Raw genomic sequence first — 13,158 nt, forward strand, 5'->3', positions numbered from 1 at the left:
GTGGTTGATAGGCTAGACGTGGAAGCCCTGTAAGGGGTGGAGCTGACTAGTACTAATGGGCGATGGTGACATTCTTCTCACATTCTTGTGTGGGGGGTTTGAACTTTTGAGTATTATTCTTCTAGCGTTAATGAGTACTGAATGTTTTGCTTAACGATCAGTTGATAAAAGAGTTTTTATTCGCGTTCATGTCCGGTTCCCAAACCGCCACGTGTTGCCACTCACTGTTGGTGAGTGTATAATTTAGTTTTGCGGTGGTCATGGCTCAGGTGAGACGCCCGGTCCCATTCCGAACCCGGAAGCTAAGGCCTGACACGGCGAGGGTACTGCACTCGATAGGGTGTGGGAGACTAGCACGCTGCCGCATTAATCTTTCTAGCGGGGAACTTGATTGTTCCCCGCTTTTTATTATTCCCACATGCTGTTTTTCGGGGTTATAGGCCGAAAAGTGTGTAAAGTTAAGCTGATGAATCTTCTGCGCGTATAAGCCACATTTTAAACACTGTTACAAATTCAGTCGAGTATCCAAAGAAAGTAACGGTAATCACACAAACACTGTTAATAATTCAGTTAAGTATCCAAAGAAAGTAACGGTCATTACTCAAATACTGTTACAAATTCAGTCGAGTATCTGAGAAAGTAACGGTCATATGTTACTCGCGCAGTATGTAATCTACGTTAATAACGAATAAGCGGGGTTATACGTTACTCGCGCAGTACGCTATCTGCGCCAGTAACGGAAAACGACCGAAACTGTGCAGACGTGTAAAGTTTATGCCGCTTCCCAGCTATATTCCGACCAAAACTGTGCAGACGTGTAAAATTTATGCCGCGAACGCAAGAAAATCCGACCGAAACTTTACAGCTGTGTAAAGTTTATGCCGCTTCACAGCTAGATTCCGACCAAAACTTTACAGCTGTGTAAAGTTTATGCCGCCTACGCGCTAAACCGCAACGCTCAAGCAGGTCGTCAGCGCATACCAGTCACAGCAGAATTCCTAATGAACTACCACACAAACCTGCCCTGCCTTCGTCTTTATTGACGAAGGCAGACCTCGCTTGCGTTGAAAGCACACCGTGCTTTCAACCCTGAGCAAGCTCGGCGCGCAAATGTAGCGATAATAGTAGGGGTCAATATTCTAAAATACTGACCCCTACTATTATTTTGTAAACTGCTTATAATTTACAATTTTGTTTATTTTTATTTTGCATGTGCAAAATTTGAAAGTTTTGCAGCTTTCTTTTCTCTCTTTTTTATGACAATTCCAACTATTGAGCAAACTATTACAGCCACTGCCAACGGCGTATAAAGGTAATATGTAAAGCCACAAGTGTAATTATCTGAAGGAAGTACATGACGGAGCTCTGCATCATAATTCATAAGAAGTGATGCGGCTGCTAAGATGAGTGCAAATATAATATTTGCAACAGGCTTATTTAAAAGCGTAAACAATAGTATAAAAAGTATCGCTACAATCAGTGTAATTATAAGTACAATATTGAGTATTGCTTCACCTTTATCAAAGTTGTACCCATGATAATTGTCTTTCATTAAGAAATATAATCTAAGATTTTCTAACATCGATAAATCTACAGCGTCAATACGTTTAAAACCTATTTCTTCTGCAAGGAAGGCATTCGGATTTGACAGCAAAAAATTCCTGCATTCTCCGCATGATGAAGAATATGGTAGAAATAATCCAATTAAGCCAATTCCGCTAAAAATGAGATTAATAATCTGGTGAGTTTTTATTTTTTTTTTCATATTTTCCTACCTATAAGACTATTTAGAGTTGTTAATTTGTTTTTTGATTTAATATTTTATCAGCAAGATTTAGAATTTGCCTCATGGTAGTGATTAAATGATGATAGTCGGTGCAGAAGCAAGTGAGCTTTGAGTATTCTTTGAGTATTAAGGTATTGCGCCGATTGCAATTGGGCCAGCAATTGAGTTGATAATTGGGCTATCAATTGAAATAAAATCAAGTAATTAAGAATGCGGAATATTGTAACTAAAGCGATTGTGCTATTTGCAATAATGCTGCTAGCAGTAGAGCAATTTGCAATTATTCTGCAAATTTCATACAAGGAGTAGGTATGAATAAAGCCCTTATTAACATTGATTATACGAATGATTTCGTGGCAAGCGATGGCTCTCTGACTGTAGGTGAGCCTGCGCAAAAGCTAGAGAAGCGTATTACCGAGATTTCGCAGGAATTTCTTGACGCTGGTGAGTTCGTGGTTTTTGCGATTGATACGCATCATTTGAACGATCCGTATCATCCTGAAACTAAGCTTTTCCCACCTCACAATATCGCCGGAACTCACGGTCAGAAGTTATATGGCACGCTTGGTGATTTTTATGAGGCGAATAAAGATAAAAGCAACGTGTATTACATTCATAAAACTCGCTACTCTTCGTTTAATGGCACGGATTTGCTGATTAAGCTTCGCGAACGACATATTGAGGAGCTGCATTTGGTGGGAGTTTGCACGGATATTTGCGTGCTTCACACTGCTGTCGATGCGTATAATCTTGGTTTTAAGATTGTGGTTCACAAAGATGCAGTTGCAAGCTTTGATCCTGCAGGTCACGAATGGGCTTTGCGCCACTTTAAGACTTGCCTTAATGCGGATATTGTAGAAGGCTAAAAGTTACTTTTAAAAAATATTAAATAAGTATTAAATTATTAAATAATTGCGCTGGTTGCTTTAAGCTGCCGGCGCTTTTTTATTCGGAGTGTCGACTTGCTATTAATGAGAATCATTATTATTATTAGTAGACGTTGTTAAAAATCTTCAATAATTATTTGCGAAAAGAAGAGCGCATATAACGATAAGAAGATGAAGTGTAGAGAGCGAAATAGTAATTATGACTCAGGTCATTAGGAATATTGTGAAGCGTGCTTTTGCAATGGCAAGTGTTGCAATACTTGCGTTTGCCGTGCTTGCATCAGGATTTAGTGCAGCTTTACCAGCAGTTGCATTAGAAAATAGTAATCCTGGTGAAAAATACGATCCTACAAAAAAAGAAGTGCTAAGTCACGGTCATACAGACGTGTTTTACCCAATTCAATACAATGGTAAATTCATTATGACCGTCGAAAAAGACGCTGAAACTTTCTTAAAGCCTGAAAACACTACTTTGCGCGTAGCAAAAAGCACATACACTACAAAATCGCAACTTCCTTCTCTCGCTACTGAATACTACTATCTTGATAGCTCCGGAAATCAAAAAGGAAATCCTCTCTTCCCGGGTTGGGACACAAGTTATGCTGCAACTTTAGTTGGTGCATCTCACGCAGATGACGCAACAGCAGATATTGCAATTCAGCAAGTTACTGGACCAATGAACGGGCGCATTCTGCTTTGGACTACCGGTGGCATTGGTAAAAATACGAAGAAAGTATCATTTGAAGAAAATGATTTAGACGACGAACCTGATACTGATGGCAGTCGATTTATGCTCCCTGGCGTAATTCACCAACATACTGCTGGTCATATGCATGCAAACTGGGGATTTACGCAGCCTGGCGTTTACAAGCTAAAAGTAGCAGCAACTATTACAAATAAGAACACTAAAAAGCAGATCACAACCGAGCCTGCAGAATACACTTTTGAAGTAGAAGACACATATTCTGGCGAAGTGCCTGCTTCTGGTATTACGGAAACGCTTGATTTGCACCGTCGCGGTGATTTTATTAATCCTGACGATGATGAAGAAGCGCACGAAGCTTCCAAAGAACATAAAGACACGGATAAAGACGATGGTGGCGATATGCGCATCGGCAATATTCGCGATTCTGGAGAACACCCACATTATCATTCATACGAAGGTTATGGTGGTTTAGACTTAAAAGTAGTTAACAAACCAAAGGGTGCTCGTATTGAGTGGAGATATGTGCGCGCTGACGAAGGCCCTGACGCGTATGGAACCACTCTTTTTGCTGAGAGATTGCAGCTTCCAGCTGAGCCTGCAATGAATAAGATGAAAGTGTATGCTCACGCAACTGAAGGCGAAACGCAAGTTGGCAAAGATACTGCGTCTGCAACTATCGCTGTTGAAGATCACGGTGCTGATGGGCATCCTGTAGTAAAAGCGATTGTTCCTTATAAGCGTTTCAAACCAGGGGATACTTTACATGCGAAAACAGTATTGCTTAATCCTCATGTTGCAACTGATGCTACTACCGGTGATCCAATCGATGACCCTACGAATCCTGTAACTTCCATAGTCAAAGATTACGTTTGGTTGATTAAAAAGGAAGGGGAAAACGATTTTAAGCGCATTCCTGGTGCTGTTAGCAGCAAGTTGGACTTAAAGCTTGATGCATCAATGCAAGGTGCAACGATTCGTCCTTCCTTAGTTTTAAAGAACGGTGAGCTTTATAGAAATAGCAAATTTGATGAGTTTTGCGATTATGTTATTGAGATGAAGGGTGTTCCTCACTCTCATAACAATGATAGCGATGATGATCAAAGCGGTTCTGATTCTGAAGATGATGAGAATCCTCATGGAAAAAAGCGTCATAAGAAGCGTCATAAGAAGAGCAATAATAAGCATCATAATAAGCGTAGAAATAAGACTAAGCATTTTGTTGGTGGAAAGAACTTTTTGAAAGGTGTATTCGGTAGCACTGAAAATTCTGGACTATTCGGATCTAGTTTTAACAGTGGATTCCAATTCGAATCTAATTTCTTTAAGAAATCCAACAAAAAATTAAAGCGCACAAAGAATAATCGCAATAATACTAACCGCACTAATCGTAAGAATAATTCTAAGAATAATTCTAAGAATAATACGCAAAGTGGTTCTGGCTCTGGCTCTGGTTCTGGCTCTGGTTCTGGCTCTGGTTCTGGCTCTGGCTCTAGCTTTTTTACAAGAACAGAAAATTCAAGCGGAAAATCGTCGCATAATTCATCGCGACGAACTTCTGGTGGAACTCATACTAAGAACAAGAGCTCTAAGAAAAGTGGGCAAACTTTTCGTAATTTCGTAAGAACAGATAATAATTCTGGAAATAGTTCCGGCAATAGTTCCGGCAATAGTTCTGATTTTGTTAAGAATAATGAACGCCATGCTTCGCAGGATGCAAGGCAATACGACGAAGAATCTGATGAAGCTTATGAAGATGATTCAGATGATACGAAAGGTAATAGTTCCTCGAATAAATTGGTTGCAGTCGCAGCTTCAAGCGCGAGCGTTGGCTTATGCACAATAACTGGCGCATGTGGCGCATTGGTACGTTCTAAATTGAAATTGTTGTAAATAGTATTCGTATTATTACTAGAAAGTTTAAATAATGAATTACAAACAAAATGAAACATTGCGAGCAAAACGAAAGCATGCATATTCTACTGCGTTGCTTGCGCTCATATTTTCTTTAGTAACTTTGGTTGCATCTTTATGTGCACCAAATCCAATGCAGGAAACTGCTTATGCTAATGAAGGCAACCAGCCAGTTATGATTCAAGCAGGTCATGCTGATTTTGGACCAACGCTAATCGACGGCAAATGGAAATTGAAGATCCGCGATGATACTGGTGACGAACCAGTGTGGCGAGACCCAGAAAGTGTGGTATTTAAATTAGGTGGCAATTCAATAATTCCTATGCCTGATGACGCTGCTTACAGTTTTATTGGCGAAAAGCCTGGAACGAAGCTGTATGTTATTCCACAAACTCAAAATCCTGATGTGCCGTGGCTTGGTTGGAATACGCAGGAAGGTGGAGTGCTTAACGAACTCGATCGTGGTGCGAACCTTTCGCTTGAAGGAGTAAGCGGTCCAGGCAAATTGCATGTTTACTTAGAAAATGGCAACAATAATCCACAGCAACTTTGGGATAGTACTAAAGGTTATCCGCAAAACAGCTGGATTGAAACTAACGCTCATACTCACGTGAATTGGGTGTTTTCTAAGCCTGGAATTTATCATGTGAAGCTTACTTTTTCCGGCAAGCTTAAAAATGGACGCTCTGTAAGCGATACGCGTGTTCTTAATTTTGCAGTTGGAGATAATGCTGATCCTAATGCCGCTTTAGGTGCGGGCGCTGCTGCTGGAGCAAGTGGCGACGAGGGTGACGATGGTGACGAAGAGGATCAAGATGAAGAAGACAACGATGAAGCTGGAAAAGATGAAGCTAGCCATCATAACAAACTTCTTCACAACAAGCATAAGCACTCTCACAAAGTATCTGAAAAAAGTGACGATACAGCTTTAGTTCTTCAAATCGTAGGTATTTTTGTGGCTATTATTGCCGTAATTATTGTGATTTTTGTGCTAATAGCTGTAGTTAAAAGCAAGAAAGCACGAAATCTTGCGCTCGCTAAGCAAGTTTCTGCACAAGCTAATCAACAGTATGCAAATAATGCAAATTATGTGAATACTGCAAATGGCGAAAGTGCTTTGTCGGATTTAGTGCGTGATCAAGAAACGACAGTAATGTCGCCAATTAATAATTCTCAATATTCTCAATCGGACGATATGCAATCTGATGGTACTCAGTGGAAATAATGGTGTAACGAAAATGGTTCGTAATAGTATAAAGAAATTATCTCGCGCTTTGTTGGTGGGCGTGTGCTTGTGCGGCATGATGATGGGAACGCCTGCGGCTTTTGCTGCTGGCAATGGTAGTGACGCAACTGTTGCAAGCGGAAAGAAATCTTCTAAAGATTTTGCCGAAATAAAGAAAGCTAATTTTGAAGCGTGTGCCGCTGCTCGCTTAGATAAAACTGCTTCGCAACCTGCGGCTGATAGTAAAGCTACAATGTGCCACGCGTATGAAGGTCATACTGACGTTTTTGCAACTTTCTTTGATACTACAAATAAGCGCATGGTATTAGGTACCTTGGGTGATTCGTTTGAAAGTAAAGATCATAATGGCGCTCGTTACGATACGAATCGACTTATTTTTGAAGTCGGCTCCAAAAACATCATGCAACTTTCAAAAGATGAGAGCAATCCGGCAATAAAAGAAATCTACGCAACAACTCGCGAAGGTGTAGTTTGGTTCTTTGATCAGTCGGGAGCTGGGAAGACTGGCGCTTTGTGGCCTGGTTTAGATACTAGACCGTTATATGAGGGAGCTGGTGCTGCAAATGTTAATCCAACAGTTAAATTGTCGCTAACTGGTATCGAAGCACCTCACGACGGCGAAGTTTTTATGTACACTCGCAGCGGTGACGATTATGAGAAAATGCTCGGCTCTGTTGAAAGCTGGCCGAAAGATGTTGACATCACTGAGACTGGCGGCAAGCATTCGCACATGTATTGGTCTTTTAACCGTCCTGGTGTGTACAAGTTAAAAATGAAGGCTACTGCTACCGTCGGTGGCGAGGAGCAAAGTTCTGAGCAGACTTATACATTCCACGTAACTAATCATGATGTAACAGCTGGCGATTTTGCTGATTATGATGGCGCATCTTTTGACGGTGACGAAGATGGTGAAGACGACGAAGAAGATTCAGATGATGATGATTCTCAAAGTGAGGATCACAGCATTAATGTGCAACAAAGTAATGGATCTTTCTTCATTAACGGCAACAACAACACTGTGTATGTGACTCCATGGCCTGGAGCAAAAATGCAGCAACAAGGTCTTTTTGGAGGAAATAACGGACTCTTTGGAGGAAATAACGGACTCTTTGGAAACAATAACGGTGGTCTTTTTAATGGTGGACATAACGTTAAAGGCGGAAAGCAAGATTCTCAAAAGCAACAATCTGCTGCAACAAAGTTTAAAGACATCAAGGGTGACAAACTTGTTATAGACCACGGTCACGTTGATATTGCTGTATATACTGGCGATTCAAATAATGTTGATATGGCTGTGCAAGAAGATGTGACAGGAAGCCATGTCTTTAGAGACACAGACACAGTTGTATTCGCAGTTGGTGATGCTGGTAAAACTAACGGCGTGTATCGCATACCGCAAACACAAATTGATGGTGTGCCATGGATGGGTTGGAATAATCAGTCTATGAATCCGCATAAGCCAACTCAATTGAGCCTAACAGGAGTTGAAGGTCCTGGAAACGTGCGCGTTTGGATGTTCGGAGGCTTGGGCGGTGGAGATAAAGAGATTTTCTCCACTCAAGGAGCAACAGATTATACGATACCTGCAAATACGCATGCTCATGCGAATTGGGATTTCGACAAACCGGGATATTACACATTGCAATTCCAAGCTTCCGACGGAAATTCTACAGTAACTCGCAATATTCACGTTGCTGTTGGCGTAGATCCACAAGAAACGCCAATGGGGTATGCTGACGGCGGTGGAAAGGATGAAAAAGAGAATCCACAAGGCAAAAATGGTGGGACTCCTACACCTAAGAATCCACCAAAACCTGCTAATGGAAATAATGGCAGCCGCGGAAACGGTGCCGTTGGTGGCGGAAATCCTTTTGTTGGTGGTCGTGGTTTTGGATCAAATAATTCACACTCTGGAAAACAATTGCCAAGAAAAGCTAAAAAGCATAAAGGTCTTGTTTCAAAAATTAGTAACAAGAGGCTTGCTAAAAGTTTGTACCGACAGAAGTTGAACGATAATGACGATGTTGTGAAGTCTGAAGCAAAAGGTGTAACAGGATTATTTAAGCGAAATCCTTTACTTGCTTATTCGCTTCTTGCTGGTGGAATTATTGCTGTGCTTGGCGTTTTGGGTGCAGGAATTTGGTATCTACACAAGCGTGGACTTGTTAGCTTCAACTGGTTGTTGCGCTATTAAGTTGCACTATTAAGTTGCACTATTAGTAGTAGGAGTGTGTAAGGGTGATTCGTAAGCCCAAAAAAGTAAAGCAAACTTTGTTCTCTTCGCTTGCTGCAATTGCATCCGTTGCGCTTATTTTGCCGCTTTCTGCTTGTGGTAGTGCTAACGGGAATCGTGTAGGACATCGCGATGGTCGCATTAATGTAGTTACAACTACAGGCGTTTTGCGCGATATGGTGGCGAATGTAGCAGGTGATGCTGCAAATGTGAGCTCAATCGTGCCTGATAATGCAGATCCGCACTCTTACGAGCCGCGATTGCGTTCAATTCGAGACGTTGTGTATGCGGATGTGGCTTTTAGTAATTACATGATGCTTGAGGAGCATGGTGTTATTACTGCTTTAGATGCGAATTTGCGAAAAGGCGTGCCAAATGTGCAACTTGCTGAAGAAAGCGTGAAACATGCTGCGGATATTATTCCAATGGTCGAAGATGTGTCATTAGACACTATTTGGCTTGGTCTTGCTACAGAACGCCAAACTTCGCAGCCGGTTGAAGAAGCTAAAGACGCTAAAGAGCAGCAAAAATCTGAAGAGAAATCTCAAAAGAAATCTGATAAGTTGCAGTCTTCTCAAGTTTCTCAGTCTTCGCAATCAAACGCTCCTTCAACTGTAACGAAAGAAGGACGCGCTACTGTAATAAAGCCAAAAGCATACAACATGAAGCGTTCGGACAGGATCCGCTTAACTGCAACTAAAGTAACCGGTCCTGGTTCGCTTTTCGCTTACCTTACTGGCACTTTTGGAAGCGTAGAAACTTACGTTAATTCAGCAAACGGAATTAACGATGAAGATCATGTGGATTTGCCTGCTGACGCGCACACGCATTTAAGTTGGGCTTTTAGTAAGCCAGGAGAATACACTCTCGATTTCCACGCAGATATGCTCAATGCTCAAAACGAAAGAGTTGCAAGTTTAGGAAACGCAACTATGCGTTTTGCTGTCGGCATTAACGCGCAGAAATTAGCGAAAAAACGTGGAGCTAGCGTAGTTTTGAATCAAGGTCATGCAGATTTGGCTTACGATTTAGCTAAACGCGGATTTTTGTACAGAGTTGACACTTTGCAAGAAAAGCGGTCAGTTGCGCCAAAGCGCGTATACTATGAGCCGCGAGACATAGTAGTAGAAGTGCCGACTAATGCTTTAAAAGAAATTCCAGCTGAACAAGGCTATAGATTCCTTGGATTTGCAAGGCAGAAAATTTATCAACTTCCACAAGCTGTTCTTGGAAAACATGTTCACGGAGATATTGATCCGCATTTATGGCAGTCAGTGAAAAACGGAATTGCTTATGTGCGCACAATTGCGGACCGCTTGTGCGAAGTAGATCCTAAAAACGCTCGCAAATATCGCGCAAATGCGGATCGGTATATTAACAAACTTCTCGACGTAGATGCTTATATGCGTAAAAAAGTTGCGTCAATTCCAAAAGAGCGTCGCAACTTGGTTACAACGCATGACGCTTTTGCATACTTAGGTAAAGCTTACGGCGTAAATATCGCAGGATTTGTAACAATCAACCCTTCAAGCGAGCCAAGCGTGCAAGATAGGCGCAGACTTTCGCAAATTTTGCGCGACTTGGAAATACCTGCAGTGTTTTTAGAGCCGAATTTGATTTCTCGCTCGTCTGTACTTAAAGAGCTTGCAGCTGAAGCGCATGTGAAAGTTTGCCCAATTTATGGTGACGCTTTCGACGCGAATGTGCGAACTTATGCGGATATGATGCGAGCTAACGCGGATTCTTTAGCGAAATGTTTGAAGTGAAAGTGTTAAAGGTAGTAAATATGGAAGAAAATGCAGTAATTTGCGCACAAAATTTGAATATTTCGTACGGGAATCGCGCTGTTGTAAAAGACGTTTCTTTTACCATTAATAGTGGCGAATTCGTGGGATTGCTTGGCGCAAACGGTGCCGGTAAAACAACGCTATTTCGTGCAATTATGGGTTTGATTCCGCATACTGGAAAACTCGAAGTGCGTGCTCCTCATATGGAAGGTGCGAAACTTAATTCTCGCGTATCTTACGTTGGATATGTGCCTCAACGTCACGATATTGCGTGGGATTTCCCACTTTCTGTTTTAGATGTGGTGATGATGGGTAGGATTCGTCATATTGGTTACGTTCGTCGCGCTAAAAAAGAAGATTACGAAATCGCATTAAACTCGCTTGAACGCACAGGAATGGCTGATTTTCAAGATCGCACGATTGGAGAACTTTCTGGAGGTCAACGTCAGCGCGTACTTGTTGCTAGAGCATTGGCTGGAGAGCCGCGTTTGCTTCTGTTAGACGAACCGTTTACTGGACTCGATATGCCTACTCAGGAGCTGCTTACCGATTTGTTCTTAAAATTGTCTGCTTCTGGTGAAGCAATTCTCATGAGCTCGCACGATATTATTGGCTCAATTAACTCATGCTCGAGAATAATGCTATTTGATGGCACTATCGTGGGCGACGATGATCCGCAAAATTTGCAAACAGAACAGTGGGTACGAACCTTCCACGTAGCTCCGCAAAATCCACTTATTAAAGCAGTTGAGCGCGTAATTGGTAAGGAAAGTGTGGTAAAAGAGTAATGTTATCTCCAATAGAATTTATACAAGATTTAACAAATCCTGACCTTTGGTTTTTGTTAAAAGCGCTTATTGTAGCGTGTCTTTCTAGCGTAATTTGCGGTGTAGTTGGATGCTACGTAGTGCTTAGAGGAATGGCGTTTATTGGAGATGCTGTAGCTCACTCAGTATTCCCAGGACTTGCAATAGCCTTCGTATTGCAAGGCAATTTGTTATTTGGAGGAGCGCTCGCAGGAATTGCAACCGCGCTAATCGTATCTATTTTTAGCCAAAATCGCAGGCTTCGCGAAGACTCATTTATTGGCGTATTTTTCGTATCTGCTTTCGCTCTTGGAATTGTGATTATTTCTAAAGCATCCGGCTACGCAGGTTCTTTGGAATCCTTCTTGTTTGGCTCGATTACAGGTATTCCTGATTCAGATATTGCTGTTGTCGCTGTTACTGGTTTGATTATTTTGGCTATACTATGCATGTTCCACAAAGAGCTTGTGTGCGTATCGATGGATCGCGAAACTTCGCGCGCAATGGGATTGCCAGTTGCATGGCTAGATGGAATGTTATACGTTTTGGTGGCGATTGCTGTAGTTGTTTCCGTGCAAATTATTGGAAACGTGCTTGTGCTTGCTCTGCTTGTGACTCCTGCTGCAACTGCGCGACTGCTTACGGATAGGCTGTCGAGAATGATGATTTTAGCTCCTGTTATTGGTTGCGTTTCTTCGATTGTTGGAATGTATATTTCGTGGAGCTTTGATACAGCAACAGGCGGAACAATTGTGCTCGTAGCAACCGCTCTATTCGTGCTTGCTTGGGCGTGCTCTCCTAAACATGGGTTGATTGCAAAAGTAGGTCGTAGCGTAGGTTTATAGCGTGCGGCACAATAGAAAGCATGGTATCAAAAGGAAAACCTTCGCCAAGAAGTGCAGTAAAACCACTCAGTGATGAGCAAGTAAAGCTTTTAGCAAGTAAACACAATTTAGTTGATCCAACGTATTACTATCCGGCAGGAAAACGTAAGCCAAACCAGGCAGAAATTGACGCGCAAAATCCTAAAGCCGCCGAAAGACTGCTCGAAGGAACGTCGCGCGTATTGCGTTCGCGCTGCAAAGTAAAGGCGTGGGGATTGGAAAACGTGCCAGAAGAAGGCGTGTTTATTACCGCTTGCACACACGTGACGATGTTTGACGTTTTCATACCAATGACAGCGCTATTCCACCAAGGACGCAGGCCGCGCTACATGGCAAAAGCGGAACTTGCGCACTGGCCAATCTTAGGCAAATGGTTCCAACTTGTAGGCATGCAGTCTGTGCCGCGCAGAAGCGGAAAAGCGCGCGAAATTGAGGAAGAATCAATCAAAATCCTCACAAACGGAAGACCTTTAAGCATTTGGCCAGAAGGCACATTAACGCGCGATCCTAAAAAATGGCCTATGAGCATGAAGCCCGGAGTTGGAATAATCGCTCTCGAAGCATCGCGCAGGCTCGGGCATCAAATACCGCTATTTTGCGCTGTCACATGGGGTGCTGCAAGCATTAACCACTGGTGGCCGTGGCCGAAGAAAAATGTTGTAATGTGCTACGATGCTCAGCTCGATTATGCTGACTTGCTAAAGGGAAGCGAAAACTGGGGGGAGATGCCTCCAATGGAATCTGCTGAAGAGTTGGCTCGTCGCGTGCGTGTGCGTATGACGCAAATTATGGAAGAGATTCGTGGCGAAAAAGCGCCTGCTGGATACTTTGATTACAGGCAGATGAAACGCGTTACGGAAGAATAAAAAATATACGGAAGAATAAAATAAAGTATCTTTTTAAAATCCCGTA

The 13,158-nt window shown here is 42.2% G+C and carries 9 protein-coding genes and 1 rRNA gene; 9 read left to right on the top strand and 1 reads right to left on the bottom strand.

Annotation, left to right across the window (positions count from 1 at the left end; all coding sequences use genetic code 11):
- Positions 1-250 precede the first annotated feature (250 nt).
- Positions 251-367, top strand: a 5S ribosomal RNA gene (gene rrf / locus AC1EKT_RS05850).
- Positions 368-1,201: 834 nt separating this feature from the next.
- Here rrf and AC1EKT_RS05855 read toward each other — a convergent pair.
- Entirely contained in the window at positions 1,202-1,765 is a 564-nt protein-coding gene (locus AC1EKT_RS05855) for a hypothetical protein (protein ID WP_481615795.1), read from the bottom strand.
- 332 nt (positions 1,766-2,097) lie between these two features.
- Between AC1EKT_RS05855 and AC1EKT_RS05860 the strand changes: the two genes are divergently transcribed.
- From AC1EKT_RS05860 to AC1EKT_RS05895, 8 genes are all read left to right on the top strand, one after another.
- Positions 2,098-2,652, top strand: coding sequence for a cysteine hydrolase family protein (locus AC1EKT_RS05860; protein ID WP_004118531.1), 555 nt, complete (start codon positions 2,098-2,100; stop codon positions 2,650-2,652).
- Positions 2,653-2,872: 220 nt separating this feature from the next.
- On the top strand, positions 2,873-5,269 hold the full coding sequence (locus AC1EKT_RS05865; protein ID WP_481615796.1) for a choice-of-anchor M domain-containing protein: 2,397 nt from the start codon (positions 2,873-2,875) through the stop codon (positions 5,267-5,269).
- A gap of 34 nt (positions 5,270-5,303) precedes the next feature.
- Positions 5,304-6,515, top strand: a complete 1,212-nt coding sequence (locus AC1EKT_RS05870; RefSeq protein ID WP_481615797.1) for a TIGR03773 family transporter-associated surface protein — start codon at positions 5,304-5,306, stop codon at positions 6,513-6,515.
- Between the two features lie 13 nt (positions 6,516-6,528).
- A complete protein-coding gene (locus AC1EKT_RS05875) occupies positions 6,529-8,730 on the top strand; it encodes a choice-of-anchor M domain-containing protein (RefSeq protein WP_415687591.1) in 2,202 nt (733 codons plus the stop codon).
- A gap of 44 nt (positions 8,731-8,774) precedes the next feature.
- Positions 8,775-10,535 (top strand): anchored repeat ABC transporter, substrate-binding protein, encoded by a 1,761-nt coding sequence (locus AC1EKT_RS05880; RefSeq protein WP_481615798.1) that lies wholly within the window; start codon positions 8,775-8,777, stop codon positions 10,533-10,535.
- A gap of 20 nt (positions 10,536-10,555) precedes the next feature.
- Positions 10,556-11,344 (top strand): anchored repeat-type ABC transporter ATP-binding subunit, encoded by a 789-nt coding sequence (locus AC1EKT_RS05885; protein ID WP_004109106.1) that lies wholly within the window; start codon positions 10,556-10,558, stop codon positions 11,342-11,344.
- A complete protein-coding gene (locus tag AC1EKT_RS05890) occupies positions 11,344-12,207 on the top strand; it encodes an anchored repeat-type ABC transporter permease subunit (protein WP_391496025.1) in 864 nt (287 codons plus the stop codon). Before AC1EKT_RS05885 ends, AC1EKT_RS05890 begins: the two co-directional genes overlap by 1 nt.
- Before the next feature lie 20 nt (positions 12,208-12,227).
- Complete coding sequence (locus AC1EKT_RS05895) at positions 12,228-13,112, top strand: lysophospholipid acyltransferase family protein (protein ID WP_415683599.1); 885 nt, start codon at positions 12,228-12,230, stop codon at positions 13,110-13,112.
- Positions 13,113-13,158 lie beyond the last annotated feature (46 nt).

The sequence above is a fragment of the Bifidobacterium sp. C0047B3 genome, assembly GCF_056590535.1.